This is a genomic window from Pseudolysinimonas sp., from assembly GCF_049651805.1.
Taxonomy (GTDB): domain Bacteria; phylum Actinomycetota; class Actinomycetes; order Actinomycetales; family Microbacteriaceae; genus Pseudolysinimonas_A.
In genome coordinates this window covers 16,710-42,885 of the sequence record NZ_JBASCU010000012.1, presented here as the reverse complement: position 1 = coordinate 42,885, position 26,176 = coordinate 16,710, and the positions used below count along the sequence as shown (strand labels likewise).

General features: G+C 69.7%; 25 protein-coding genes and 1 pseudogene. 12 read left to right on the top strand and 14 right to left on the bottom strand.

Going from position 1 to position 26,176, the window contains the following annotated elements:
- Positions 1-11: 11 nt before the first annotated feature.
- Positions 12-1,325: a DUF58 domain-containing protein gene (locus WBL06_RS02285; RefSeq protein WP_424454357.1), complete on the top strand. Its 1,314-nt coding sequence runs from the start codon at positions 12-14 to the stop codon at positions 1,323-1,325.
- A gap of 34 nt (positions 1,326-1,359) precedes the next feature.
- Positions 1,360-2,058 (top strand): aquaporin, encoded by a 699-nt coding sequence (locus WBL06_RS02280; protein WP_424454356.1) that lies wholly within the window; start codon positions 1,360-1,362, stop codon positions 2,056-2,058.
- Positions 2,059-2,163: 105 nt separating this feature from the next.
- Here the strand turns inward: WBL06_RS02280 and WBL06_RS02275 are convergent, their stop codons facing one another.
- Positions 2,164-3,159 (bottom strand): stage II sporulation protein M, encoded by a 996-nt coding sequence (locus WBL06_RS02275; RefSeq protein ID WP_424454355.1) that lies wholly within the window; start codon positions 3,157-3,159, stop codon positions 2,164-2,166.
- Here WBL06_RS02275 and WBL06_RS02270 point away from each other — a divergent pair.
- On the top strand, positions 3,158-4,054 hold the full coding sequence (locus tag WBL06_RS02270; protein ID WP_424454354.1) for an RDD family protein: 897 nt from the start codon (positions 3,158-3,160) through the stop codon (positions 4,052-4,054). The genes WBL06_RS02275 and WBL06_RS02270 overlap by 2 nt on opposite strands.
- Before the next feature lie 138 nt (positions 4,055-4,192).
- On the opposite strand, the gene ahcY is transcribed toward WBL06_RS02270, so the two are convergent.
- Together ahcY and WBL06_RS02260 are read right to left on the bottom strand one after the other, a co-directional pair.
- The gene (ahcY, locus tag WBL06_RS02265; protein ID WP_424454353.1) at positions 4,193-5,647 is read right to left on the bottom strand and encodes an adenosylhomocysteinase; all 1,455 of its coding nucleotides are present in this window, start codon (positions 5,645-5,647) and stop codon (positions 4,193-4,195) included.
- 37 nt (positions 5,648-5,684) lie between these two features.
- The gene (locus WBL06_RS02260) at positions 5,685-5,903 is read right to left on the bottom strand and encodes a DUF3499 family protein (RefSeq protein WP_424454352.1); all 219 of its coding nucleotides are present in this window, start codon (positions 5,901-5,903) and stop codon (positions 5,685-5,687) included.
- A gap of 77 nt (positions 5,904-5,980) precedes the next feature.
- On the opposite strand from WBL06_RS02260, the gene WBL06_RS02255 reads away from it, so the two are divergent.
- Positions 5,981-6,427 carry a metallopeptidase family protein gene (locus tag WBL06_RS02255; RefSeq protein ID WP_424454351.1) on the top strand — a complete coding sequence of 149 codons (447 nt, stop codon included), beginning with the start codon at positions 5,981-5,983 and terminating at the stop codon, positions 6,425-6,427.
- Between the two features lie 35 nt (positions 6,428-6,462).
- Here WBL06_RS02255 and WBL06_RS02250 read toward each other — a convergent pair whose 3' ends face one another.
- The 7 genes from WBL06_RS02250 to WBL06_RS02220 all read right to left on the bottom strand — a co-directional run bounded on the left by WBL06_RS02250 (position 6,463) and on the right by WBL06_RS02220 (position 13,529).
- Positions 6,463-7,980, bottom strand: coding sequence for a DUF5719 family protein (locus WBL06_RS02250; protein WP_424454350.1), 1,518 nt, complete (start codon positions 7,978-7,980; stop codon positions 6,463-6,465).
- Entirely contained in the window at positions 7,973-10,720 is a 2,748-nt protein-coding gene (locus tag WBL06_RS02245; protein WP_424454349.1) for a glycosyltransferase, read from the bottom strand. Before WBL06_RS02245 ends, WBL06_RS02250 begins: the two co-directional genes overlap by 8 nt.
- Positions 10,721-10,862: 142 nt before the next feature.
- Positions 10,863-11,204 carry a WhiB family transcriptional regulator gene (locus WBL06_RS02240; RefSeq protein WP_424454348.1) on the bottom strand — a complete coding sequence of 114 codons (342 nt, stop codon included), beginning with the start codon at positions 11,202-11,204 and terminating at the stop codon, positions 10,863-10,865.
- Positions 11,205-11,376: 172 nt separating this feature from the next.
- Positions 11,377-12,345, bottom strand: a complete 969-nt coding sequence (gene galE, locus WBL06_RS02235; RefSeq protein WP_424454347.1) for a UDP-glucose 4-epimerase GalE — start codon at positions 12,343-12,345, stop codon at positions 11,377-11,379.
- Positions 12,342-12,965: a Fic/DOC family protein gene (locus tag WBL06_RS02230; protein WP_424454346.1), complete on the bottom strand. Its 624-nt coding sequence runs from the start codon at positions 12,963-12,965 to the stop codon at positions 12,342-12,344. Before WBL06_RS02230 ends, galE begins: the two co-directional genes overlap by 4 nt.
- Positions 12,962-13,171 carry a hypothetical protein gene (locus WBL06_RS02225; protein WP_424454345.1) on the bottom strand — a complete coding sequence of 70 codons (210 nt, stop codon included), beginning with the start codon at positions 13,169-13,171 and terminating at the stop codon, positions 12,962-12,964. Before WBL06_RS02225 ends, WBL06_RS02230 begins: the two co-directional genes overlap by 4 nt.
- 64 nt (positions 13,172-13,235) lie before the next feature.
- Positions 13,236-13,529: a nucleotidyltransferase family protein gene (locus WBL06_RS02220; protein WP_424454344.1), complete on the bottom strand. Its 294-nt coding sequence runs from the start codon at positions 13,527-13,529 to the stop codon at positions 13,236-13,238.
- Positions 13,530-13,769: 240 nt separating this feature from the next.
- On the opposite strand from WBL06_RS02220, the gene WBL06_RS02215 reads away from it, so the two are divergent.
- The gene (locus tag WBL06_RS02215; RefSeq protein ID WP_424454343.1) at positions 13,770-14,741 is read left to right on the top strand and encodes a GlxA family transcriptional regulator; all 972 of its coding nucleotides are present in this window, start codon (positions 13,770-13,772) and stop codon (positions 14,739-14,741) included.
- A gap of 339 nt (positions 14,742-15,080) precedes the next feature.
- On the opposite strand, the pseudogene manA reads toward WBL06_RS02215, so the two are convergent.
- Positions 15,081-15,983, bottom strand: a pseudogene (manA, locus tag WBL06_RS02210) (mannose-6-phosphate isomerase, class I); the annotation flags it as partial.
- A gap of 81 nt (positions 15,984-16,064) precedes the next feature.
- On the opposite strand from manA, the gene WBL06_RS02205 reads away from it, so the two are divergent.
- A complete protein-coding gene (locus WBL06_RS02205; protein ID WP_424454342.1) occupies positions 16,065-17,246 on the top strand; it encodes an acyl-CoA dehydrogenase family protein in 1,182 nt (393 codons plus the stop codon).
- A 9-nt stretch (positions 17,247-17,255) separates the two neighbouring features.
- On the opposite strand, the gene WBL06_RS02200 is transcribed toward WBL06_RS02205, so the two are convergent.
- Together WBL06_RS02200 and WBL06_RS02195 are read right to left on the bottom strand one after the other, a co-directional pair.
- Positions 17,256-17,669 (bottom strand): PIN domain nuclease, encoded by a 414-nt coding sequence (locus tag WBL06_RS02200; protein ID WP_424454341.1) that lies wholly within the window; start codon positions 17,667-17,669, stop codon positions 17,256-17,258.
- 4 nt (positions 17,670-17,673) lie between these two features.
- Positions 17,674-17,898: a hypothetical protein gene (locus WBL06_RS02195; RefSeq protein ID WP_424454340.1), complete on the bottom strand. Its 225-nt coding sequence runs from the start codon at positions 17,896-17,898 to the stop codon at positions 17,674-17,676.
- A 136-nt stretch (positions 17,899-18,034) separates the two neighbouring features.
- Here WBL06_RS02195 and WBL06_RS02190 point away from each other — a divergent pair, with 136 nt between their 5' ends.
- Genes WBL06_RS02190 through WBL06_RS02165 form a run of 6 tightly spaced genes read left to right on the top strand, consistent with a single transcriptional unit; the run spans position 18,035 to position 24,944 of the window.
- The gene (locus WBL06_RS02190; protein ID WP_424454339.1) at positions 18,035-19,291 is read left to right on the top strand and encodes an O-antigen ligase family protein; all 1,257 of its coding nucleotides are present in this window, start codon (positions 18,035-18,037) and stop codon (positions 19,289-19,291) included.
- Positions 19,288-20,589 carry a hypothetical protein gene (locus WBL06_RS02185; protein ID WP_424454338.1) on the top strand — a complete coding sequence of 434 codons (1,302 nt, stop codon included), beginning with the start codon at positions 19,288-19,290 and terminating at the stop codon, positions 20,587-20,589. The genes WBL06_RS02190 and WBL06_RS02185 overlap by 4 nt, the downstream gene beginning before the upstream one ends.
- A gap of 52 nt (positions 20,590-20,641) precedes the next feature.
- Positions 20,642-21,847 (top strand): nucleotide sugar dehydrogenase, encoded by a 1,206-nt coding sequence (locus tag WBL06_RS02180; RefSeq protein ID WP_424454337.1) that lies wholly within the window; start codon positions 20,642-20,644, stop codon positions 21,845-21,847.
- Positions 21,847-22,590 (top strand): glycosyltransferase family 2 protein, encoded by a 744-nt coding sequence (locus WBL06_RS02175; RefSeq protein WP_424454336.1) that lies wholly within the window; start codon positions 21,847-21,849, stop codon positions 22,588-22,590. The genes WBL06_RS02180 and WBL06_RS02175 overlap by 1 nt, the downstream gene beginning before the upstream one ends.
- Before the next feature lie 13 nt (positions 22,591-22,603).
- Positions 22,604-23,632, top strand: a complete 1,029-nt coding sequence (locus WBL06_RS02170; RefSeq protein WP_424454335.1) for an NAD-dependent epimerase/dehydratase family protein — start codon at positions 22,604-22,606, stop codon at positions 23,630-23,632.
- A complete protein-coding gene (locus WBL06_RS02165) occupies positions 23,613-24,944 on the top strand; it encodes a hypothetical protein (RefSeq protein WP_424454334.1) in 1,332 nt (443 codons plus the stop codon). The genes WBL06_RS02170 and WBL06_RS02165 overlap by 20 nt, the downstream gene beginning before the upstream one ends.
- Here WBL06_RS02165 and WBL06_RS02160 read toward each other — a convergent pair.
- On the bottom strand, positions 24,934-26,163 hold the full coding sequence (locus tag WBL06_RS02160) for a polysaccharide biosynthesis protein (protein ID WP_424454333.1): 1,230 nt from the start codon (positions 26,161-26,163) through the stop codon (positions 24,934-24,936). The genes WBL06_RS02165 and WBL06_RS02160 overlap by 11 nt on opposite strands.
- Positions 26,164-26,176: the final 13 nt, after the last annotated feature.

Genomic DNA, 26,176 nt, shown 5'->3' with positions numbered 1-26,176 from the left:
GGTACCTGATCGTGGCCGTCTCGGGGTGGTTCGTGCTGCTCGTCGCGGTGGGTGCCGTGCCCGTCGTGCTGTTGCAGGGCGTGCCCGGGCTCGTGCTGTGGGGCGTCGTGCTCGCCGCCGTCGTCACGGTCGATCTGGTGCTCGCCGGCTCGCCGCGAGCGCTGGAGTTCGCGCGTGATCTGCCGCGTCGGCTGAGGCTCGGCGAGAGCGGGGCGGCCCGGCTGGCCGTCGCCAACCCGGGTCGTCGTGCCGTGCACGGCACGATCCGGGATGCCTGGGAGCCGTCCGCCGGCATCCGCCCCGCTCGGCAGCGGATCTCGGTGGCAGCCGGCGAGGCGGTCGCGCTGACGTTCGGCCTGCACCCCGTGCGCCGGGGGGAACGCCGCGCCGCCCACGTGACGGTGCGGTCGTTCGGGCCGCTTCGGATGGTCGCCCGGCAGGCGAGCATCCCGGTGCCGGGGAGCGTGCGCGTGCTGCCGCCGTTCAACGCCCGCAAGCACCTGCCCTCGCGGCTCGCCCGCCTGCGCGAACTCGACGGCCGCACCTCGGTGATGGTGCGCGGTCAGGGCACCGAGTTCGACTCGCTGCGCGAGTACGTGCGCGGCGACGATGTGCGCTCGCTCGATTGGCGGGCCACGGCGCGGCGCCGCGACCCCGCCGGCGGCGGCGTGAAACTCGTCGTGCGCACCTGGCGCCCCGAGCGCGACCGCCGCGTCGTCATCGTCATCGACTCGTCGCGCACCTCGGCCGCCCGTATCGCCGACGAGCCGCGCCTCGACACGGCGTTCGAGGCATCCCTGCTGCTCGCCGCGCTCGCCACCCGCGCGGGCGACCGGGTCGACATGATCGTGCACGACCGCGTCGTGCGCGGGCGCGTGCAAGGCGCGACCGGCGCCGACCTGCTCGCGCGGATGGTCGACGTGCTCGCCCCGATCGAACCCGAGCTGCTCGAAGGCGACTGGCACGCGATCCCCGAACTCGTGCGCAGCGTCACGACGCAGAAGGCGCTCGTCGTCATCCTCACCTCGATCGACACCCCGGGCGGTTCGAGGCCGCTGCTCGCGATGCTGCCGACCCTCACGAAGCGGCACAGTGTCGTCGTCGCGGCGGTGACCGACCCGGGCGTCGTGGCCGCCACCCGCACGCGCGGCAGCTCTGACGAGGTCTACCGGGCGGCATCCGCCGAACGCGCCCTGCTCGACGTCGCCCGGGTCGCCACCGCGATCGGCCAGGTCGGCGCCGAGGTCGTCACCGCCCCGCCCGCCGACCTGCCCCCCGCCCTCGCCGACCGGTATCTCGCACTCAAGGCCGCCGGGCGCCTGTAAACACGCGGGCCCTCGGCAGCGATACCTTTTCGGTATGGCAGAAACCAGCGCTCCCTCGTACCTCCGTCGTCTCGTCGCCGAGACCTTCGGAACCTTCCTCCTCGTCTTCGGCGTCATCGGCGTGGCGCTCAACTACGGCGGCGAGGCCAAGCCTCTCGTCGTCGGCCTCGCGGTCGGCATCGCCGTGCTCGGGGGCGCGTACGCCGTCGGTCACATCTCGGGCGGGCACTTCAACCCGGCCGTCTCGATCGGCGTCGCCGCGGCGGGCCGGATGCCGTGGCGCGACGTGCTGCCCTATGCGGCCGCGCAGATCGTCGGTGGCCTCATCGCGACGCTCATCCACTTCTTCATCGTGCTGAGTGCGGGCGCCCCAACGGGCGACCTGTTCGCCGGAGTGTCGAACGGCTACGACAACGGCTTCGCGCCGCTCGTGACGGTGCTCATCCTCGAGGTCGTCATCACCGCGGTGTTCCTATGGATCATCCTGAGCGTCACCGCCGAGGGCTCGACGACGGCCGGCTTCGCCCCGCTCGTGATCGGCCTCGCGCTCGCGCTGTTCCACTTCATTGCGATCCCGCTCGACAACGCGTCGCTCAACCCGGCGCGTTCGCTCGCGACCGCCGTCTTCGGCGGGGTCGAGCCGCTCACCCAGGTTTGGGCATTCTTCGTCGCCCCGATCGTCGGTGCCCTCATCGCCGGCCTGACTTGGAAGCCCCTCTTCGGCAAGAAGTAACTCGCCCTCCGCGGGTTGAGGAGCGCCCGGCCCAGCCGGACGCGTCTCGAAACCACAGTTGCCCGTACCTGGTTTCGAGACGCGGCGCCCATCGGGCGGCGCTCCTCAACCCGCGACGATCTCCTTCGCGCCGGCGTCGAACTCGAGCACGTCGCCGGTTTCGCCCGCCCGCGCGGCCCGGCGACCGGCAACCCACTGGTAGACCAGGAACGCCGCCAAGGCCACGGTGCCGATGCCGGTCTTGAGCGGCCACGGCCAGTCCTGCCGCGTCACGAAACCTTCGATGACACCCGACACCAAGAGCGACAACACCAGGCCGACGACGATCGTGAAGAACGCGCGGCCGTCCTCGGCGAGCGCCTGCCGCCGCGTTCGGGCTCCGGGGGCGACCCATGACCAGAAGATAAGCAGCCCGGCGGCTCCGGCGACGAAGATCGAGTAGAGCTCGAGCTGCCCGTGCGGCGAGATGTAGAGGAAGAACTGGTCGAGCCGGTCGAACTCGTTCATGATCGCCGCCGAGATGCCGATTCCCTGCGCGTTGACGAACAACAGGTAGACCGGAAAGATCCCGGTGATGCCGAACATGATGCACTGCGCCGTCAGCCAGGCGTTGTTCGTCCACACCTGCCCCGCGAATCCGCCCTCGGAGCTCTCCGAGTAGTAGGCGACGAACTCCTGCTCCGCGTACTCGCGGCGATAATCCTCCGGCCCGAGCAGCTCGAGCAGTTCGGGGTTGACGGTGAACCACACGCCGAACGCCGTCGCGATGGCGGCGAAGAGCACCGTCACGACGAGCGATGACCAGCGGATGCGGTAGAGCGCCGCCGGAAGCTGGTTGGCGAAGAAGATGGTGAGTTGCCGCAACGGGTTGGTCGGTGCCCCGGTGAACCGCACGCGCGCCTTCGCGAGGGCGAGCGAGATGTGGTCGCCCTGTACGGTCTCGCCGACGGTGGCCTTGATCTCGGCGAGGTGAGCGGATGCCGACTGGTACAGGTCGATCAGCTCGTCGGCATCCCGCCCGCTGAGCTTGCGCTGACCGGCGAGAACCGCGAGCCGATCCCACTCCGCGCGGTGCGCGGCTGAGTAGGCGTCGAGGTCCATGCACTGGAAGGATATCCGCATGGTGGCCGACCCCGACTCCGAGTGGATCGACGACCACGCCCCGGGCGAGGAGGGGACCCTCACCGGCGAGGCGGTCAGCCTCGACTTGCACCCCACCGGGTTCGTGTTGCGGGCACTCGGCGCCCTCATCGACGTCATCGCGACCGTCGTCGTCACGTTGATGCTGCTGTCGGCGCTGGCGATCACCCTGACGATGCTCGGCACCGAACCGGCCGTGCAGGCCGCCCTCACCATCGTGACCATCGTCGTCGGTCTTGTCGGCATCCCGATGACGGTCGAGACGATCACGAAGGGCAAGTCGCTCGGCAAACTGGCGGTCGGCGGCCGCATCGTGCGTCTCGACGGCGGGTCGATCAACCTGCGCCACGCCGCCATCCGCGCCCTGCTCGGCGTATTCGAGTTCTACGTGACCCTGGGAGGTGCCGCCGCGCTGTGCGGCCTGCTCACCCCGCGCACCCAGCGCCTCGGCGATCTCGCCGCCGGCACCTACTGCCAGTACGAGCGGGTGTCGGGCACGGTGCTTCCGCTCTTCGGCATCCCCCGCGAGCTCGCCGAGTGGGCCCGCATCGTCGATGTGGCGAGGATGCCGACGCAGCTGTCGCGGCGCATCGGGCAGTTCCTGGCACAGGCGCCGCAGTACGACGCCGGGCGGCGTGCCCGCCTCGCGGAGGAACTGGCGGTCGAGGCGCAGGAGTTCGTCGCCCCGCTCCCGCCCGTGTCGGCGGAGCTGTTCCTCGCCGGCATCACCGTCGTGCGGCGAGAACGCGAGGCCGTGGCGCTGCGCCTGGAGCGCGAACGCCTCACCACGCTGCAACCCGCCCTGCGCGGCACCCCGCACGATTTCCCGCTGCGCGACGACTCACCCGTGGGGTGACCCGAACCGATCACCCCTCCATCCGCGACTTTTCGCGCGGATGGAGGACCGATCAGCGCGAAAACTCGCGGATGGAGCCGCCGGGTCTCGACACGCCGCTTCCCGGCTACTCGACCGACGAGTCGGGGGCGGCGCCGGTCAGTACCGGTAGTGGTCGACCTTGTAGGGGCCGGCGACGGGCACACCGATGTAGGCGGCCTGCGCGGGGGTGAGCTCGGTGAGTTCCACCCCGAGGGCGGCGAGGTGCAGACGGGCGACCTTCTCGTCGAGCACCTTCGGCAGCACGTAGACGCCGATCGGGTACTCGGCGGTCTTCGTGAACAACTCGAGCTGGGCGAGCACCTGGTTGCTGAACGAGTTGCTCATCACGAACGACGGGTGGCCGGTCGCGTTGCCGAGATTCATCAGGCGACCTTCGGAGAGAACGAGGATGCTGCGGCCGTTGGGCAGGCGCCACTCGTGCACCTGCGGCTTGATCTCGACCTTCTCGGCCCCCGGCAGCGCCTCGAGTCCGGCCATGTCGATCTCGTTGTCGAAGTGCCCGACGTTGGCGACGATCGCCTGATGCTTCATCCCCTGGAGGTGCTCGACGGTGATGACATCCTTGTTGCCGGTCGTGGTGACGAAGATGTCCGCCACATCCAGCACGCTCTCGAGGCGCGCGACCTGGAAGCCGTCCATCGCCGCCTGCAGCGCGTTGATCGGGTCGATCTCGCTCACGATCACGCGGGCACCCTGGCCGCGCAGCGCCTCGGCGGAGCCCTTGCCGACATCCCCGTAGCCGGCGACGAACACGACCTTGCCGCCGATGAGCACGTCGGTCGCCCGGTTGATGCCGTCGGGCAGCGAGTGGCGGATGCCGTACTTGTTGTCGAACTTCGACTTGGTGACCGAGTCGTTGACGTTGATCGCGGGGAAGAGCAACCCACCCGCCGCATGCAGTTCGTAGAGGCGGTGCACCCCGGTCGTGGTCTCTTCGGTGACGCCGAGGATGCCGGCCGCCACCTTCTGCCAGCGGTCGGGGCTCGCGGCCAGCGAGCGGCGCAGCGTGTCGAGGATCACGGTCCACTCGTGCGGGTCGCCGGGAGCCGCATCGGGCACGGCGCCGGCGAGTTCGAACTCGCGGCCCTTGTGCACGAGCAGCGTCGCGTCGCCGCCGTCATCGAGGATCATGTTCGGGCCGTCGAAGCCTTCCGCCGACCAGTCGAAGAGCTGCTCGGTCGCCCACCAGTACTCCTCGAGCGTCTCGCCCTTCCAGGCGAACACCGGGATGCCGGCCGGGGCGTCCACGGTGCCGGTCGGGCCGACGGCGACAGCGGCAGCGGCGTCATCCTGCGTGGAGAAGATGTTGCACGACACCCAGCGCACCTGCGCGCCGAGGGCGACGAGGGTCTCGATGAGCACCGCGGTCTGCACCGTCATGTGCAACGACCCCGCGATGCGCGCACCCTTCAGCGGCTGCGACGGGCCGAACTCCTCGCGCAGGGCCATGAGGCCGGGCATCTCGTGCTCGGCGAGCCGGATCTGGTGGCGCCCTGCCTCGGCGAGCGAGAGGTCGGCGACCTTGAACGGGAGGCGCGTGGTGACAGTCATGACCCCATCATCCCAGGCCTCAGCGTGTGTTACCGGGTCAGGCGCCGAGTTCCTCGACGACCGCGTGCCGCACGACCTGCCAGCCCTGCGGCACCGACAGCCGTTCGGAATGCCGGGGGCACAGGTCGTAGCTGTGCGGCTCGGGGCGGTAGCTCAGCGGGCCCAGCACCGCCATCGCATCCGCGTAGTCGTAAGTGAGCGTGGCAACGGCATCCTCGCCGCACGCCACCTTGCTGCACGGTCGTCCCCTCACCATGCCCCTTTCGCTGTTCGAGTCAGGCTAAACCCGCCCGCCCCCACCAGCGGTCTGGCACGCCGCCTAAACTGGGGCGCATGGCGAGGATCGGGCGGCGCAGCGTCGGACGCACCAGCGTGCGCTCCACCTCCCGCGACCGGCACGGCCGCGGCATCCGCTCGTCGGTGACGGGCCCGCAGCTGCGCCGCCTGCGCACCCGTCTCGACTTCTTCGACAGCTGCATCGCATCGGCCGCCGAGTACCTGCGCGACCTCTGGCCCGACGAGATGGCGAAGGTGCGCTTCGAGGTCGCCACGGTTCCCCCGGGCGAGCCGTCGAAGCTCGGAGTCGACCGCTGGCGCATCGACGCGTCACGCCGCATCGTCGTGCTCTACCGCGTGCCGATCGAGCGCCTCGCCCACCTGCACAAGGACGACGAGTGGCACCGCCGGTCGCTCATCGAGAGCTGCGTCTTCCGCGCCGTCGCCGAACTGCTCGGCAAAGACCCGTGGGACATCGCGCCGGAACGCTACCGCCACTTCTGAGGCGTCGCACCTGGGGCGCCCGTCGGGGTGAGGCGTCAGTCGGGGTGGACGACGATCGCGCCCGCCACCGGTCGCGGGGGCGCGAGCACGAAGGATGCCAGAGCGGCGGCCCCGGCGAACGTCACGGAGATCGATAGCCCGTCCGTTCCCGACAACCGGTAGGCACCCGACGCGAGCGGAACGGAGAACGCCGTCCCCGCGACGACCGTGACCAGGGTGGGGGCCGCGCCGCCAAGCGGGGCCACCTCCACCTCGACGTCGTCGGTCGTCGGGTTGACGATCGTCGCGAGCGGCGACGGCCCGTCGGGCACGACGACCAGCGTCTCGCCCTCGAGTGGCGGCGCCGCCGAGAACCAGGCGAGGTCGCTGTCCGGAGCGTCGAGGATGGCGTCGGGGGCCGGCTCCACGCCGGAGTCGACGGCGGTCGAGACCCGCACCCCCGCGACGACGGGAACATCGGCGTCGACGAACACCGTGTAGACGCCCTCGGCGAGGCCGTGGACATCCGACTCCTCAGCGGCACCCTCCTGCCCGGCGCCCTCCGGAACCCCATTGTCGAGCGCCACCTCGGTTGCGACCCCCGGTTCCAGCTTGACTGTGAACGACGTGCCGATCGATCCTTCGGTCTCGGGAACGACGCGCACCGTCGCCCGGCCCGCCACGTCACCGGGCGCGATCAGCCGGATCACGGGGGCGACGTCCTGCCAGTCCGACAGCGCGCTCGCCCGGTTGGTGCCGATCGCGTCGACGATCCGCACGCCGGGCAGGACGAGACTCGCGCGGGGGTCCGCCCCGCCGCCGACGGTCTCCACGCCGACGTCGTCGAGTCCGCGGACGATCGATTGCTGGAGGGTGGCGACGACACGGCCGCCGCGCGCGACGACGTGCACGACCGGCGACTGCACCCCCGGCGCGAACCCGGCGAGGGAGAGTATCCGCTGCCCGTTCGCCGGAACCTCGATCCCCGAAGTCCCCGGCGCCGCGACCCGCCCGTCCTCCCCGAAGATCTCGAGACCGACCCGCGACGGAACATCGGTCGGGTTGCTCAACACCAAGAAGGTCGATCGGCCGACGGTCATCGCGCCCCCGACCAGCCAGATGGACCCGCTCGGCTCGGCGCAGGACGCCGCGGCGAACCCGCGGAAGCCGGAGGCGTCGACGTCCTGGCTCTGGGCCCCCGCGACGAGGTCGCCGTCGGCGGCCGCTGCTCGCAGCAGCTCCGGTGCAGCCGCGGATGCCGCCGCCGGGTCGGCCGAGGCCAGTCGCGTCCGTTCCAGGGCACCCCCCCCCGCCGCACCGGCGGTCGCTGCGACGCCGATCGCGAAGACGGCGTCGGCATTCTCGCCGGCCTCGTCACCGACCCGCATCGCGGCCCCGGGGCACACCCGCAACTGGTCGGCGGGGGCCGGCTCGACGGTGACCGTGCGCGCCGCGGGCCCCACCGTCGGCAACGGAAGGAAGGCGACCGCGGCGATCACCAGGGCGGCCGCGGCGGTGCCGACGGTGCCGCTCGCAATGCGTGCTCCGATCAGAAGCCCCCGTTGTTCAGCCACGGTCGTCTCCGAACCCGTCGTCATCGAATGTGGAGGACTCGAAGCCGGCGTCATGCTCGTCGTCGGCCAGGCCTTGCGGATCGGAGGCGGCGAATCGGCGCCGGCGGCCCGTCGGCAGGGCGAGCAGCAGCGCGAAGACGACCACCGCGGCCTGCGCGGCGAACGCGAGTGCACCGATGGGCGACGACCCAACCTCGAAGGATGTCGGAACGTGATCCGGGTAGCGCCACAGCGATCCGCGACCGGTGTCGCCGACGGCTTCGAGGGCGGGCTGGGCGTCGAGCGCCTCCGCCGCGCGTTCGCGCACCGCCTCGCCACCGCTGCCGAGGGCGGGCGTCAGAACGACGAACTCGATGCCGAGCCGGTCGAGCACCGGAGCCGGATCGAACCCGCCCCGCGACGCCAGGTTGCCCGCGAGTTCCGCAACCTCACGCTGGGCGTCGGATACGGCGCCGCGCGTGGCAGCGAAGGTCGATGTCTCGTCGAGGGTCGTGCCGGCGCCGCGGTCGACGGTCGCGGCGAGCGAGCCGTCGTCGAGTGGACGAAGCACGAGCGTGCCGAGTTCGGGGTCGCTCCCGGCTTCGGCGGCGACGATCGCCGGCAGTGTTCGGCCGTCTCCGGCCATGACAAGACCCGCGCCGGAGGCGAGGGTGACGATCGACGGGGCAACGGCCAGAGCGGCCGAGACCAGAACGGCGACCCCGACGGCAACGGCCACCCGGCCGAGCGCCGCCATCGCGACGGTCACGGCGCCGATCAGGCCCGCCCAGTAGAGGCTGAGGCCGGTTCCCGCCCAGATCGTCACCGGCTCTCCAGCGACGGTGGCCGGCGCCAGGTGGGTGGCCGCGACGGCCGTGAGCAGCCCGCCGAGCGCGAACAGCACGGCGGGAAGGGCGCGTTTGGCTCCCGGCAGGAACAGGGCGAGCAACACGACCGCCGCGAGCGGGGCGAGCAACGCAATGGATGCCGGCGTGGCGACGAACCCGGGAAGCCCGAGCGACTCGATGAAAGGCGCCCAGCCGCCGCTCGACTGTGTCGGCGACCCGAGCAGCAGATGCCACCCCGACGGCACCGCGCTCGGCACCGGGACTCCCGGGTCGGCGAGCAATCCGAGTGGAGTGCCACGGGCGATCTGCGCGGCGATGAGCGGCGCCGCGAGCACCAGCGCCGGCAGCGGGATGGCGAGCACCCGGATCAGGGCGCGCGGATGCACGGCCGCCCACACCACCACGGCGGCGACCAGCACCGGGACGAGGATCGGGGCACACGCCGCGATGACGGCAAGCAGCAGGCTCGCGGCACCCGCGGCGCTCCACGAGCGTGGGGCTTCGAGCAGCGCGAAGAGCAGCCACGGCAGCAGGAGGTGCGCGAGTACCGCCGCGGCGCGCCCCTCGCTCAACGCCGAGAGGAACGACGGCGCGAGCATCCACAGGGCCGCCGCCAGGAGAGGAGGCCAGGTGCGGGTGCTCAGCCGGGTTGCGCACCACCAGGCGGCGAACGCCGCGAGAGCGGGGGCGACGATCCACAGTACGACGAGGACCAGGGACGGGTTCCACGGGGTGAGGGAGCCCAGCACCGCCAGCACCGCGTGGAACGGGTCGGAGGGTCCTTCCAGCCCGACGCCGTCGCGGGCGCCCCAGCCGAGGCCGGCCCAGAGCGACGCTGGATCGCTGGCGAGCGGCAGCAGACCGCCGCCGGTGAGCGCGGTCGAGCCGAGAAGGCGCACCGCGAGAATGACCCCGAACGCCGCCGCGATGACGGTGATCGCGAGGCCCCCGGGAAGGAAGGGCGCCCGAACGATGTCGGGCATGCCGGAGAGCGCCTGATCGCGGTCACGTGCACTCGCCCGGCGTTCGCGCACGACGTCGGGGGGGAGGCGCAGCGACGCGAGCGACGACCAGCCGACCCGACGGATGCGCCGGATGACCCGCCGCGCGGCCGGGACCGAGCCGTCGAAGACCGCCGCGACTCCGGCTGCGATCTCACCGGGGATGGCCGCCGGACGTTTGGCGAGCAACAGCCCGAGCGACCGCACGACCGTCAGCGGAAGCAGCGAAAGCCAATGGAACGGCACTGCGGCGCTCGGCGCATACGCCATCCGCCGGTGAAGCGCCGCAGCTCGGCGCGCCCGATGCCAGGCGGCGGGATTCAGAGCCCGACGCCGGGTGAAGTCTTGAACGCCGGGCGCGACGGCGACCCGCGCGCCGGCGACGCGGATGACCCGACCTCCGGCCAAGCGGGCGCGAATCGACAGGTCGAGGCCGGCGTCGGCTGTCGGCAACCCCGGGTCGGGCCCGCCCAGCAGGTCCCACATCGCGCGGCGCACGAGCATGCCGGGCAGCGCGACTCCGAGCACGTCGTCGTCGGCGTCGTGCTGGGACTGATCGAGTTCGTCCTCGGCGAGAGGCATCGTGGCGCCGTAGTTGGTGATGCTCTCGCCGAACGACCGCAACAGCGCGCGATCGTCGGGGTCGACGAGCTTCGGACCGGCGATGACGACCGAGGGTGCGACCTCGACAGCGGCGAGCAGGCGGGCCAGGGCATTCGGTTCGGGGGTGGCGTCCGCGGGCAGCAGCCACACCCATTCGTCGGAGCTTCTCGGGGCCGGCAACCCACCGACCGCGCGCATCAGTGAGGAACCGGCCGACACCACCACGACCGCGTCGGGCGGCCTCGTCTGCGCCGCAAGCGCGCGCTCGGCGGTGTCGCCGCCATCGCGGGCGACGAGGATCGCACTCACCCCAGGCATCCTCTAGAGGCTAGGCGCCTCCCCCTGAGACTTGGGGATGACGCGCTGACCCCAGCCACCTCGGTGGTCGAGTAGCGGCCCGCAGGGCCGCGTGTCGAGACCCCGCGTCTCGAGACCCCGCGTGTCGAGACCCCTACGCGGACCGCGACCGACGGAGCTTGCGACGCTCGCGCTCGGAGAGCCCGCCCCAGATGCCGAACCGCTCGTCGTTCTGCAGCGCGTAGTCGAGGCACTGCGCCTTGACCTCGCAGGTCGTGCAGATGCGCTTGGCGTCGCGGGTCGAGCCGCCCTTCTCGGGGAAGAACGCCTCGGGGTCGGTCTGCGCGCACAGCGCGTCGGTCTGCCAGGAGAGCGGGTTGTCGTCGTCGATCGGCTGCGGGCGAAGCCCCGGGATGCCGAGGCGAACCGGATCGACGAACCAGTCGTCGGGAACGGACGGCTTGTAGCTCCCCTGAGCCATCTCGTTCCGCGTCATCCGACTTACCCCTTCGTTGATGACGCCTCTCCCCGCGGGGCGCCTTGGTGATAATTACAGCGCTGTCATTCACCCGAAGTCAAGTCGCGGATCATAAGTCTCAGCTACGGGTGAAGGTTGGCGCGACGCGCCGACGACACCGGGATGGGACCAGCGAGTTCACAGGTGACGATCAGTCAGCGCTGACGGCGGAGCGTGCCGCCCACGCGCTCGCCACCATCTCGTCGAGGGTGTATCGCATCTTCCAGTCCAGGTCGCGAGCCGCGAGGTCGCCATTCGCCACGATCCGCGGCGGGTCGCCCGGCCGGCGGGGACCGATCTCGGGGTCGAACGCGATGCCGGTGACCCGGGCGACGGCGGCCATGATGTCGGCAACCGAGACCCCGGTGCCGCTGCCCAGGTTGTACGCCGCTTCGATCGGCTCCCCGGCATCCAATCGTTTCGCCGCCGCGACATGCGACCGCGCGATGTCGCTGACGTGCACGTAGTCGCGCACATTGGTGCCGTCGGGGGTCGGGTAGTCGTCGCCGTTGATGCGCGGCGTGCGGCCCTCGAGCAGCGCCTCGAAGACGAGCGGGAAGAGGTTGTGCGGGCTGGTGTCACGGATCTCGGGGTGACCCGATCCGACGACGTTGAAGTACCGCAGCGACGTGTGCCGCAGCCCGGCGGCCACCTCCTGGTCGCGCAGCAACCATTCGCCGATGAGCTTCGACTCGCCGTACGGCGACTGGGGTGCCTTCGGGGTGCCTTCGGTGACGAGGTCGACGTCGGGGGTGCCGTAGACGGCTGCACTGGAGGAGAACACCATCTTGCCGACCCCGCGGTCTTGCATCGCGGCGAGCAGCACCGTGGTGCCGTCGACGTTCTGCTCGTAGGTGTGCAGCGGCCGTTGCACCGACACCCCGGCGTACTTGAAGCCGGCGACGTGTACGACCCCCGTGACGTCGTGCTCGTCGAAGATGCGCTCGAGCAGTGCGCCGTCGAGGATCGTGCCGCGGGTGAACGACACATTTCCCGGGATGAAGTTCAGTTGCCCGGTCGAGAGGTCGTCGAGGACGGTCACGTGCATGTCCGCTGCGAGGAACTCGCGTACGACATGCGCGCCGATATAGCCGGCGCCGCCGGTCACAAGCCAGGTCACGACTCCAGGGTAGAGTGCGCTGGGTCCCCTCTCGTCGGCACGAGTCGATCACGCAGGTACTCCGCGAGCGGTTTGTGCTGACCAATGATCGCCACCAGGCGCAAGTTCCGCAGCGTCGGGACATCGACGAGGGTCCAGTTGATCGGATGCCCCGCGCGTTCCGCGATCGCACTCACGTACGCGCTCTGGCTTCTCGTGTTCCCATCTCTGAACGGATGGATCGCCGACAACTCGCCCCAGCGTTCAGCAAGACGATCAGCGAACGTCGAGGCATCCAGTCCGGTCAAGAAGTCTTCGCGCTCGAGTCGGCCGAAAAGCGATCGCACTGACTCCGCGATGTAGTCCGGGCGCGCGTAGACGATCCCGGTTCCCGTGGCCTCGGCGTCGGTGACCCGAATCTCGCCCGCCCACCCGAGGAGAGGGCCGAACATCTCTCGGTGGATTGCGCGCAGGTAGTCGAAGCCGGGTGGCTCCGGCGGTCTCGAACGGCGAAGGATCGCCCAGCCGGCCGATGCGTAGTCGTTGAGTACGGCATCAAGCACGTGGGGATCGCGGATGCCAAGTCGATTGACCAGTGCACCACCCGAGCCCGGGTAGGTGTACGTGTCGTCGTGGGTCATCCCCTCGAATACTTGGCGTCGAGCTCTGCGCGCGCCTCAGCGGGCGTTGTCTCACCCGTCAGGATTCGCCGGGCGCGTCCGAGAGCCTCGGCATCAGGGAAGTGGCCGGCGAGTTGTTGACCTTTTTCAACTTCCGCCATCTTGCGGTCGATGTCGGAGATCGCGACGCTGCCCAGAATCACGTTGCTTTGCGCGGTGTCAGTCATCGTGCCCTTCCAAGGTCCCTGATGTGCACCAAGTCTACCGCCGACTGCCGATACGATCGATGGCTCACGCCGCATAGAGCGGCCGCGCCTCGTCGAGCACCTGATTCTTGATGAGCGAGTTCAGAGCGCGCTCGGCAACCAGGTCGACCGGGCGCCCGAAAATCGTCCCAAGCTCATCAGCCAGATCCTCGATCTCCCACCCGAGGCGTGCGCCAGGCATGAGGGTGTAGAGCAAGTCGATGTCGCTGTCGGCATCCGCGTCTCCGCGGCTCGCCGAACCGAACACATCGAGTCGCGCGACCCCGTAGCGCTCGCACACGGCACGAAGCCGAGCGAGATCGACGTCGAGCACCTTCATGCCGACCATGGTACGGACTGCCGACAACTTCCGGTCGATCTATCCCGCGGTCAGGCGGGTCGGGTGGGGATGTGACGGTAGCCGTCCCGGACGACGGTGAGCACGGTGGCGACGATCGCCACGACTGCGGGCAGGGAGAGAAGGATGAGAAGTACCATGGCAGAAACGCTACGACTTGCGTGTTCCCGCCACGATTGGCACGATTGCCGTAGTTCGTCAAAAAACTGCCAGGAGGCTCCCGTGCTCAAGAAGGTCGTCTGCCTCGTGCTCCCCGGCACCGCGCCGTTCGAGTTCGGCGTCGTGTGCGAAGTGTTCGGTGTCGACCGCTCCGCGACCGGCGGGCCCGCCTTCGACTTCCAGGTCGCGACCGCCGACCCCGGCCCGGTGCCGACCAGCCTCGGCTTCCCGCTGACGATCGAGAACGACCTCTCCGTCGCCGCCGACGCCGACCTCATCGCGGTTCCCGCGCACCTCATCGGCACCGAAACCATCGACGAGCGTTACCTCGAGGTGGTCCGCGCCGCCGCCGCGCGTGGCGCCTGGGTGCTCAGCGTCTGCAGTGGCGCGTTCGTGCTCGCGCAGGCCGGCATCCTCGACGGGCGCCGCGCGACCACCCACTGGATGTACACCGACGTGCTCGCCCGGCGGTACCCGAGCATCGAGGTCGACCCCGATGTCTTGTTCGTGCAAGACGGCACGATCGTCACGAGCGCCGGCACGGCATCCGGAATCGACGCCGCCCTCCACATCGTGCGCGTCGAGCACGGCGCCGCCGCCGCCAACGTCGTCGCCCGCCGCATGGTCGTGCCGCCGCAGCGCGATGGCGGCCAGGCGCAATACATCCCGACCCCGATCCCCGAGCACCGCGCCGACTCGTTCGCCGAAGTCACCGATTGGATGCTGCAGCACCTCGACCAGGACCTCACGATCGACCAGCTCGCCCGCCGCGCGCTCATGTCGTCGCGCACGTTCGCCCGGCGGTTCCGTGCCGACCTCGGCACGACCCCGGCGGCGTGGTTGAACCGGCAGCGCATCCTGCGGGCGCAGCAGGCGCTGGAACAGACGGATGCCGGGCTCGAGGAGGTCGCGCAGCTCGCGGGCTTCGGCACGGCGGCGGTCATGCGGCATCACTTTCTGAAGGTGCTGCAGACGACCCCGACGGCCTACCGGCGCGCGTTCTCCTGCCGGCTCGACGAGATGGTCGCGAGTTGACACTCTCGGTGGTCGAGTAGCGCCCGTAGGGCGCGTGTCGAGACCCACCTCCTCGGTGGTCGAGTAGCGCCCGTAGGGCGCGTGTCGAGACCCACCTCCTCGGTGGTCGAGTAGCGCCCGTAGGGCGCGTGTCGAGACCCGTGCGGCGCCGACGGCCGGTCTCGCCACGCGGCTCCGCCGCGACTCGACCACCGAAGTCGCGACGACGGCAAGCCCTCCGGCCGCGACGTTGACTGTCTCACCTGCGACGTACGCCGCGCGCCCAGGGCCGAGGCCGTTTGCCGAACCCGCGAGAACGAGCAAGATCGCCGCACTATCGACCTCTGCCGACGCTTCGCCGCCGAGCACCTGCAGCTCCCATCCCGCACCAGACGGGGCGAACACGGTCGTGCCGGCGCGGACCTCGGCCGAAAGCCGCGGGTCGGCGACCGGCGTGAAGTCGACGACGCGCAACAGTTCGGGAACGTCGACGTGCTTCGGGGTCAGGCCGCAGCGCAGCACGTTGTCGGACGGTCCCATCAGTTCGACCCCCAGCCCGGACAGGTACGCGTGGATGTTTCCGGCCGGCAGGTACAGCGCGTCCCCGCGGCGTAACACGACGGTGTTGAGCAGCAGTGAGATCGCAACACCGGGGTCGCCCGGGTAGTGCTCGGCGAGCAGTCGCACGGTCGCCCAGGAGTCGCCCTCGGCATCCTGCGCGGCCACAGTGACGACCTCGACGACCACGGCCACGTCGGGATGCCCCGACACCAGCCACTCGACCAGCGGGCGGATGTCGGCATCCGATCGCAGCTCCTCGAAGAGCCCCGGATGCCCGGCATCCAGAACCGCCCGCGTCTCGGCGACGTGCCGGAAGCCAGAGAGCGCCCGGAACTCGTCGCTCAGCGCGTAAAGCATCTCCGGCTTGGCGTGTGGATCCTTGTAATTGCGATGCGAGGCGTCGAGCGGGATGCCGGCGGCGTTCTCGCGCGCGAACCCCTCCTGCGCCTGAGCCGTCGTCGGGTGCACCTGCAGTGACAGCGGAGTGCCCGCCGCGAGGATCTTCAGCAGGAATGGCAACTCCCCCGCGACGTCGCGCAGGTCGCCGTCGCGCTCGACCAGACGGGAGGGCGAGCCGGGATGCGTGCCCAACCAGACTTCCGCCTGAGAGCGACCGTCAGGTTCGACGCCGAGCAGCTCGGGGATGAGCGTCGTCGATCCCCAGGCGTAGTCGCGCGGCTGATTGGTGATCTCCACGAACATCCGGTGCGCACATCCCTTGCGTGATTGCACCAAAGTACCAACGCCGTTGGCGCTCACCGTGCGCGCTCCTAGGCTCGCGCCATGGACTTCAGCCCTCTGACCAGTGACTTCTACGGCTTCGCGGACGGTCTCGAGGATCGCGAGAAGGAGGTGCTCGCGAAGCTGCGGCACTACCTCGAGACCGAGGTCAAGCCTCTCGTGAACGACCTGTGGGCGCGGGCTGAGTGGCTGCCGTCGTCGGTCGTGAAGGGTCTCGCCGAGCTCGGGGTCTTCGGGATGCCGTGGGAGGAGTGCCGACAGTTCGCGAACTCGGCGGTCTTCCGCGGCTGGGTAGCGCTGGAACTCGCGCGCATCGACACCTCGGTCGCGACGCTCGTGGGCATGCAGAACGGACTCGTGATGGGTGCGGTCGGCGTTGCCGGATCGCCCGAGCAGCGCGCCGAGTGGCTGCCGAAGTTCGCCAGCGCGGAGTGGCTCGGCTGCTTCGCCCTCACCGAGCCGCTGTCGGGCTCCGACTCGGCGCGCGGGCTGCGCACGGTTGCCGAACGCGACGGTGACGACTGGGTGATCACGGGCGAGAAGCGCTGGATCGGCAGCGGAACGATCGCGACCCACGCGATCGTCTGGGCCAAGAGCGCCGAAGACGGCCAGGTGAAGGGATTCCTCGTGCCGACCTCGTCGGAAGGGTGGAGCGCCAGCAAGATCGAGAACAAGCAGGCGCTGCGCATCGTGCAGAACGCCGACATCACCCTCGACAAGGTTCGGGTGCCTGCGGCGATGAAGCTCGCGAACGCGAACTCGTTCCGCGACACCGCAGCCGTACTGCGCCTCACCCGCGCGGAGGTCGCCTGGGCCGCTGTCGGCAACTCGATCGGCGCCTACGAGGGTGCGGTGAAGTACGGCGCGCAACGGGAGCAGTTCGGCAAGACGATCGACGGCCACCAGCTCATCCAGGAGCACTACGCCAAAATGCTCGGCAACATCACCTCGTCGATCGCACTCTGCACCCGCGTCTCGGCGATGCTCGACGAGGGCACGCAGAAAGACGAGCACGCGGCTCTCGCCAAGGAGTTCGCCTGCAGCCGGATGCGCGAGACCGTCGCGTGGGCGCGAGAGTCGATGGGCGGCAACGGCATCGTGCTCGACTACGACGTCATGCGGCACTTCGCGGATGCCGAGGCGATCTACTCGTATGAGGGCACCCGCGAGATGAACACCCTCATCGTCGGGCGGGCGATCACCGGCAAGGCCGCCTTCGTCTGAGGTCGCGGGTCAGTCGACGGACCCGCGCGGCACGACCCACTCCGTGGCCTGACCGGTGATCGACGCGATCAGATCGAAGTCCGCGTCGTAGTGCAGCACCGTCAGCCTCTCGACTTCCGCGACGGCGGCGACCAGCACATCCGCCGGTGAGACGGCGCGATGCGTCCCCGCACTCACGAGCGCACGCTGGACGTCGATAGCCCGACGCTCGGCGCGGGGGCCGATGAGCACGGGCACGATTTGCGCGACGAGCGCCGATTGGCGAGCGTGATCGCTCAACGATCGTGAGGAGTAGCCGACCTCGAGCGCCGTGACGACGCAGAATCCGACGAGTCCGCGGCTGAAACGCGATCCCAAGAGGTCGAAGACCGGCTTCTGGGGATACCGTGCAAGCGCCGAGGTGTCGATGAGGTAGCGGAGCACGACGCTATCGCCACGCGCCGCGCATGACCTCGGGATCGCGAAGATCTTTCGTCGCGTCGATGAAGTCCAGGCCGAGCCGGTGGATGCGAGCTTCGCGCTCCTCGATGGACTCCTCGCCGGCGACGCGCTCCAACGCTGTCACAACCGTGTCGCGGATGCCGCGCGTTCCCAGTGCCTGCCGGGCGCGTTCCAGTAGATCGTCATCGATTTCGATCAGGCGCTTCGTCATGGCATCACCGCGTATATACGTCATGGTTCAGATATATACAGGAAAGGGTATCCGCGGCGATCCAAGCCGTCCAGCTGCGCCGGCCACCTCGATCCGCGACCTGGGGAGGACTCGTCACCCCAGATAGCCTGAGGGCATGACGCCCGCGAGCCGGTACCGCCTCACTCTGGCGACTCTCGGGTTCTTCACCCTCGTCGCCGGCGACGCGTGGCGGTACCTGCTCTCCTGGTGGGGCTGGGGTGCCATCGTCATCGTGCTCGTGACCCTCGCCGTGATCGAGCTCGTGCGCAGCCGCGAGGATGTGCGGCGCCTGCCGATCCTGCTGCTTGCGACGCTCGCGCTGATGGCGCTGTCGGTCTCGTGGTCGGCGTACCCGGCGGCGAGTGCGGTCGGAGTCGTCACCACCCTCGCGACGACCGCCTACGCGGTGTTCCTCGCGACGTGCTTCACCTGGGCGGAACTGGTGGATGCGCTCGCCCGGGCAATGCGGGTCGTTCTGGTGCTCTCGCTGGCGTTCGAGTTCGTGGTGGCGGCCTTCGTGCGGGCTCCGGTGCTCCCCCTCTGGGTCGACTACTCGGGCCTCGACAAGATCCCGATGGCGTTCTACTGGTCGCGCGAGCTGCTCTTCGAGGGCGACCGCATCCAGGGCATCGTCGGCAACGCCAACATCCTCGCGATGGCGGCGCTGCTGGCCCTGATCGCCGAGGTCGCCCGGCGGGTCGCCCGTCGCGGCAGCCTCGGCGGTTCCCTCCTCTGGATGCTGGTGGCTGTCGGCGTGCTCGCCCTCACCCGTTCGTCGACCGTCTTCGCCGCAATGGCCGCTGTCGCCGTGGTCTGCCTCGTCGTCTGGTTCGCCCGCCGCGGCTCCGGGGTGCGGCGGGTCGCCTGCGCGGTCGGGTTGCTGACCCTGACGGCTCTGGCCGCAGTCGCCGCTGGTGTGTTCCGCGGCCCGCTGCTCGACCTTCTCGGCAAGAGTCCCGATCTGACCAACCGGCTCGACATCTGGACGACCGTCGCCGACCTGGCCGGGCAACGTCCCTTCGCCGGTTGGGGCTGGATCAGCTACTGGGCCCCGTGGGTGGAACCTTTCGACGACCTCGTCGTCATCAAGGGCGTCACCTACCTTCAAGCGCACAACGCCTGGCTCGACATCTACCTCCAGCTCGGCATCCTCGGCCTCGTCGTGGTCGGGCTGTTCACCCTCACGACGGTGCTGCGCACGTGGGTCTACGCCCTCGACGGCCCCCGCGCCGACGCCCTCGTGCCGATGGCTCTGCTCGTCGCCGTTCTCGCCCAGAGCCTTGCCGAGAGTCGCCTCCTCATCGAGGTCGGCTGGGCGATCCTCGTGATCGTGAGCGTCCGCACCGCGACCAACCGGTGGGAGCGACGGTGATCGCCGCCACGCTCGAGCTGATGCGGTCGCCGCGCACCACCGCGGCGCTGACCACAGCGGGAGCAGGGCTCGTCGCGATCGCGTTCACGCTGCAGCAGAGCATCGGTTGGCCCGGCTACGTTGCGGCGTTGATCGTGCTCACGCTGTTGCTCGGCGCCTCGTTGATCGCACGGCGCGACGAGATCGACTGGCACTGGGCGATCCTGCCTATCTCGTTGCTGGGATACCTGGGGTGGGTCGGGTTGTCGGTGCTCTGGAGCGAGTACCAGCGCGTCACGCTCGTGTCGTTCGGCTACCTGCTGCTCGTGACGTTCGTCGGCGTCTACATCGGCCTCTCGCGCGACACCATCCAGGTCATCCGCAGCTTCGGCGACGTGCTGCGCGCGGTTCTTCTGGCGTCGCTCGTTCTGGAGGTGCTGTCGGGCATCATCCTCGACGCCCCTCTCGCGGCGCTCAACATCCACGGTGAACTCGCCTACGGCGGCCCGATCTCGGGGCTCGTGAGCACGCGCAACCAACTCGGTCTGCTCGCGGCGATCGGGCTCGCGACCTTCGCCATCGAATGGCGCACGCGCTCGGTCACGCGGCAGGTCGCCATCCCCTCGCTCGCCCTCGCCACCGGCACGATCGGGTTCACCCAATCGCCTGTCGTGGGGATGGTGACGGTCGTGCTCGTGTTCGCCGCTGCCGCCCTCTACGGCATCCGTCGGCTGCGCGAAGACCGTCGCCAATTCGCCCAGTACGCCGTGCTCGCCGCGCTCGCCGTGTTCGCTACGCTCGCCTGGGCGTTTCGGGCGCCGATCATCGCGCTCTTCAACGCGACCGGTGAGCTTGAGTTCCGGCTCGAGCTTTGGCAACGCATTCTCGCCTTCGTTCCGGTGCACTGGCTCGAAGGCTGGGGCTGGACGGGCATCTGGAACCCCACGACCCCGCCCTACTCGGCGCTGACGCCCACCGAGGGCCGGCCTCACGACTCCGCGCTCAACGCCGTCGTCGACCTCTGGCTGCAGATCGGTGCCGTCGGCGTCTTCGTGTTCCTCACGCTCGTGGGGCTCGCGTTCACCCGATCCTGGCTACTGGCCGGTCGGCGCCGCAGCGTCGTGCACACCTGGCCCGCGCTCGTGCTGGTCGCGCTCATCACCGTTTCGGTCGCCGAAAGTGCGGTGCTCGTCGAGTTCGGGTGGCTGTTGTTCGTGATCTGCTGCGTGAAGGCCTCGGCGGAGTTGAGCTGGCGTTCCGCGCTCTCCCCGCGGGCGCTGCCCTTCACCGACACCGACGCGCTTCCGCACGCTCAATAGGATGGCCTTCCAGCCAGCTCGGCTGGGCGGGCCGCGGATGGCGAGGAGCGCGATGTCGCACGGATTCACCCACGATGTCGTCGTCATCGGCGGCGGCGGGCATGTCGGGCTGCCGTTGGCCATCGCCCTCGCCGAGCGGGGCTCGAAGACTGTGATCTACGACGTCAGCAACGCCGCCGTCGACACCATCAACGCCGGCGAACTGCCGTTCTCCGAGCCGGGCGCGCAGCCGCTGCTGCAGAACGCTCTCGATGCCGGGATGCTGACGGCGTCGACCGCCCCGGCAACCGTCGCCACGGCCCGCACCGTCATCGTCGTCATCGGAACCCCGGTGGACGAACACCTCAACCCCGACCCGTCGGCGATCCCGCGTGCCCTGGGCGCGTGCAGCGGCTACTTCCGCGACGGGCAACTACTGGTGCTGCGCAGCACCCTTTACCCGGGTGTCACTGCCCTCGTCGAGCGGATGATCGCCGACCTCGGCGTCGACGTGCCCGTCGCCTTCTGCCCGGAGCGCATCGCCGAACACCGGGCGATGGAGGAGCTGTTCACCCTTCCGCAGATCGTGTCGAGCCGCAGTGTCGAGGGCCGCGCGCGGGCCGAAGAGCTGTTCCGGATGCTGACCGACAAGATCGTGCACCTCGAGCCCGAAGAGGCCGAACTCGCGAAACTCTTCACCAACACCTGGCGGTACATCAAGTTCGCCGCGGCGAACCAGTTCTACATGATGGCCAACGAGCGCGGCCTCGACTTCGAACGCATCCGCGGTGCCCTCACCCAGGACTACCCGCGGGCGCGCGACCTGCCCGGCCCCGGATTCGCGGCCGGCCCGTGCCTGTTCAAGGACACCATGCAGCTCGCGGCGTTCAGCGACAACTCGTTCACCCTCGGCCACTCGGCGATGCTCGTCAACGAAGGTCTGCCGCTCTATCTGGTCAGCCGTCTCGAGAAGCGCTTCGACCTCGCCAACCTCACCGTCGGCATCCTCGGGATGGCATTCAAAGCCGGCTCGGATGACATCCGTTCGAGCCTGTCGTACAAACTGCGCCGCGTGCTCAAGTTCAAGGCGAAGGCCGTGATCGCGACCGACCCGCACGTGACCGAGGAGACCGACGACACCCTGCTGCCGCTCGAGTTGGTGCTTGAGAAGGCCGACATCCTCATTCTCGCAACGCCGCACGAGGAGTACCGCGGCCTGCGCACCGACAAGCCCGTCGCCGACGTGTGGAACCACCTCGGCAACGGGGTTCTCGTCTGATGGCCCCCCGAGCATCGGTCGTCATCCCCGCCTACAACGAGGGCGACGACGTCCTGCCAGGACTCGACCGGCTGTTCGAGGCGGTCACGCTCGACGTCGAGGTGCTCGTCGTCGTCGACAGCCCCGACGACACCACCGCGGCCCCGGTGCGGGAGTATGCGAAACGGGAGCCGCGCCTGCGTCTCGCGGTGAACGACTACGGTCGAGGCCCCGCCCAGGCGATCCGCTACGGCATCGACGCCGCGACGGCCGACACGGTCGTCGTGACGATGGCCGACGGATGCGACGACCCGCGGCAGATCGACGAACTGGTGAAGCTGGTGGAGCGCGGCGTCGTTGTTGCAGCGGCGTCGCGGTACATGCCGGGCGGGCAGCAGGTCGGTGGGCCGCGATTCAAGGCGTTCCTCTCCCGCCTGGCGGGACGCACCCTGCACCTGTTCGCGAATGCGGGCACTCGGGATGCCACCAACTCGTTCAAGGCGTACCGCCGGGAGTTCGTTCGGGATGTCGGCATCGACAGCCGCAGCGGTTTCGAGATCGGGCTCGAGCTCACCGCGAAGGCTCGTCGCCTGCGGCTTCCGGTCGCCGAGATCCCGACGATCTGGCTCGACCGCACGTTCGGTCAGTCCAACTTCCAGTTGGGCGCTTCGCTGCCCAAGTACCTGCGCTGGTACCGTTTCGCGTTCGGCCCGCGCCTCACACTCGAACAATTGAGAACCAAAGCCCCGAGGAGTACGCAGTGACTTGGAGTACGCAGTGAAGAACGTCGTCGTGACCGGTTCGGCCGGCTTCATCGGCGGGTACATCGTCGAGCAGCTGCTCGAGGCGGGGTATTCGGTCGTCGGGGTCGACAACTACTCGAAGTACGGTCCGGTCGCCCGCAGCTACGACGACCACCCCGACTACCGTCTGGTCGTCGCCGACGTGCAGGATGTCGCGCTGATGACCGATCTGCTCGGCGACGCCGATCACTTCATCGCCGGTGCCGCGCTCATCGGCGGCATCTCGTACTTCCACACCTACGCCTACGATCTGCTCGCGCAGAACGAGCGCATCATCGCGTCGAGCTGCGACGCCGCGATCGCGGCCCTGAAGGCCGGCTCGCGCCTTGAGAAGGTCACCTACATGTCGTCGTCGATGGTGTTCGAATCGACCGACCGCTGGCCGAGCAAGGAGGGCGACGAGCGCCTCGTGCCGCCACCGCTGTCGTCGTACGGCTTCCAGAAACTCGCGGTCGAGTACTTCGCCCGTGCGGCCTGGGACCAATACCAGGTGCCGTACACGATCCTGCGCCCGTTCAACTGCGTGGGCATCGGCGAATCCCGCGCGGTCGGCGACGTCGAGATCGACTCGGGCAACGTGAAGCTCGCGATGAGCCACGTCGTGCCCGACCTCGTGCAGAAGATCCTCAAGGGGCAAGACCCGCTGCACATCCTCGGCGCGGGTGACCAGGTGCGGCACTACACCTACGGCGGCGACCTCGCCCGCGGCATCGTGATGTCGCTCGAGCACCCGGAAGCGCGCAACACCGACTTCAACCTGTCGACCGCGACCGGCCACACCGTGCTGGAACTCGCCGAGATCATCTGGCACAAGATCAAGGGCCCGGATGTGCCGTTCCGGTTCGTGAGCGACGAAGGCTTCGAGCACGACGTGCAGAAGCGAGTACCGGATGTCGCGAAGGCCCGCGACGTGCTCGGCTTCGAGGCGACCACCCGGCTCGAAGACATGCTCGACGAGGTCATCCCCTGGATCGAGAACGCCGTTGCCGACGGCACCATCTAGGCTGCTCCGCCTCCTCACCTCTCCGGTCGCGTGGCACGCGGCCTCCCTCGTCGCGGGGCTGGCGATCATTCTCTGGCTGCAGCGCGACCAGTGGTTCTTCTTCGACGAGTTCCGCTTCCTGCTGCCCGATGGCCCGGGACCGTGGGACCCGCACGTCGGACACTGGTCGCTCATGCCGACCCTCATCTACGACGCCTACGTCGCGCTGTTCGGAATCAACTCCTACTGGCCGTGGGCGCTCACGATCACGCTGCTGCACCTCGCCGTAGCACACCTGGTGTGGCGGGTCTGCCTGCGGGCCGCGGTGGCTCCGCCGATCGCGACAGCGGCCGTCGCGGTGTTGATCGTGCTCGGCAGCGGGGGCGAGAACATCCTCTGGGGCTTCCAGATCGGGTACGTCGGCGCGATCGCGTTCGGGATGCTGGCGTTCCTGCTGGCCTGGGACCCCTCCCGTTCCACGCCTCGCTTCCTCGCCGCCGTCGGGGTGTCGGTGTTCAGCCTGATGTGGTCGGGCACGTCGATCCCACTGGTGGTCGCGACCTCCGCCGTCGTCTGGTGGTCGCAGGGCTGGAAGCGGGCGCTCGTCGCCGCGGTGGTGCCCGGCGCCATCTACCTGACCTGGTACGCACTGTTCGCGGTCGGCACCGGGCCCGACACCGGCGGGTTCGGCGTGCAGAAACTGTTCGTCGAGATGCCGTTGTTCCTCGGGGTCCTCGTCGTGCTCGGGTTCGGGGCGGTGTTCCCACTCATCGTGCCCGGCGTGCTCGTCGTGATCGCCGTGCTGATCTGGCTCGTGCCGACGCTGCGACGCCGTGACCTGCGCGTCGCCGCCGCCGTGCCGCTCGTCCTCGCTGGAGCCGCGGTCGTGTTCGCGCTCCTGACCGCGTACAGCCGCGCCTCGATGTCGGTCGGGTCCGGTCGGGCGGGGCGGTACGTGTACTTCGTCGTCGTGCTCGTGCTGCCGCTGCTCGCGTACGCCCTCACGCGACTCCTCGCGCGGTACCCACGCCGCGGCATCCCGGCGGCCATCGCGGCCCTGCTCGCCCTCTCCGCGTACCAGGTCGTCATCCTCGGCCTTGAGTCGGCACGTCAGGCCCAGATCGAGCAGCACACCCACCGGCTGGTGAGCGCGGCCCTGGCACTGCATGCCGACGACCCCGGCGCTCTCGATCCGGAGCGCAAACCCGACCCGGTGTGGGCGCCCGACCTCACGCTCGGGTCGCTGGTGCTTCTGGCCGACGCCGGACGCATCGGAATCGGCGACTACACGGACGCCGACCGGGCCGAGGCGCTGACGAACCTCAGTCGCTGACGGCGGCGCGGCGGCGCCAGCGGCGCAGCACCGCGATGGACTGCGCCGTCACCGACACCAGCTCGCCGATCGCGAGCCCCCACGCGCCGCCGGCCGCACCGTAGAGGCTTGCCAGCACGAGGATGGCGGGAACGCCCGCGGCTGCCCCCAGCAGCACGCAGATCAGGAAGTCGCGCCGCGCACCGAGACCGACGAGCACGACGCGCCCGAGGCCGGTGCCCATCGCGATGCCGAACGACGCCGCTCCGAAGCCGAGCGCCGTCAACTGGTCGATCGCGACCTCCGCCCCGAACAGCAGTCCGGTTAGCCACGGCCCGAGAGTCGCGAAGGCGGTGAAGGCGAGCACACCGAGGATGCCGTGGGAGAGCAGCGCCCGCCGCGCCCGGGCCGCGAACCGGGTTCCGCCGTCGTCGACGACCCAGCCTTGCGTCGCGTTGCCGAGGGCGGATGCCGCGTACTGGCTCATGCGATACAACTTGTCGCCCGAGACGTAGGCGGCCGCCTGCCCGACCGCCGCAGCTGCGCCGACGAACGTGACGGCGAGCGAGTTGTACGCCCCGCCTGCGAGCTCGATGGCCATCGCCGAGGCGTTGGCACGCAGCATCCGACTTGTGTCGCCACGCTGCGGGCGCAGGTTCGCCCGGCCGACCGTGCGCAGGAGGTAGGCGAGCGTGCCGACGATCGCGGCCGCGATCAGCAGCAGCGGGTACCAGAGCACGACTCCGGTGGCGACGAGTAGACCGGATGCGGCGGCGGTCGCGACGATGCGAGGCGCGAAGTCGTAGCCGAGGATGTGCGAAACGCGCCCGAGCCCGACCATGAACCAGGTCGCCGACAGGCCGCTGAGCGCCAGAGCCAGCGCCATGAGCGCCGCTTCGAGCCCATGCCCCTGGGGGGCGACGAGAGCGGCGACCGTCATCGCGAGCGCCGCGGCGGGAGCGGCGAGCGCGAGCCGCCCCGGAAGGCTCTCCCGCAACACCTCGGGACGGTCGGCGGGGGCGGCTCGGGCGACGAGGGTGGGCCCGACCGTGTTGTAGCCGAGCGAGATCACGAGGGCCGCGAACGCCCCCGCCGACTGGCCGACGGCGATCGCGAGCCAGGAATCCGCTCCCGCAATGCGCGCGAGCAATGGGAGGAAGAGAAAAGGCGTGAGCAGCGACAGAAATGGGAGTCCCGCAAACGCGACGACCCGGCGCACAAGGCCGGCGCTCTCACTCACCGGGCCCAGCGTA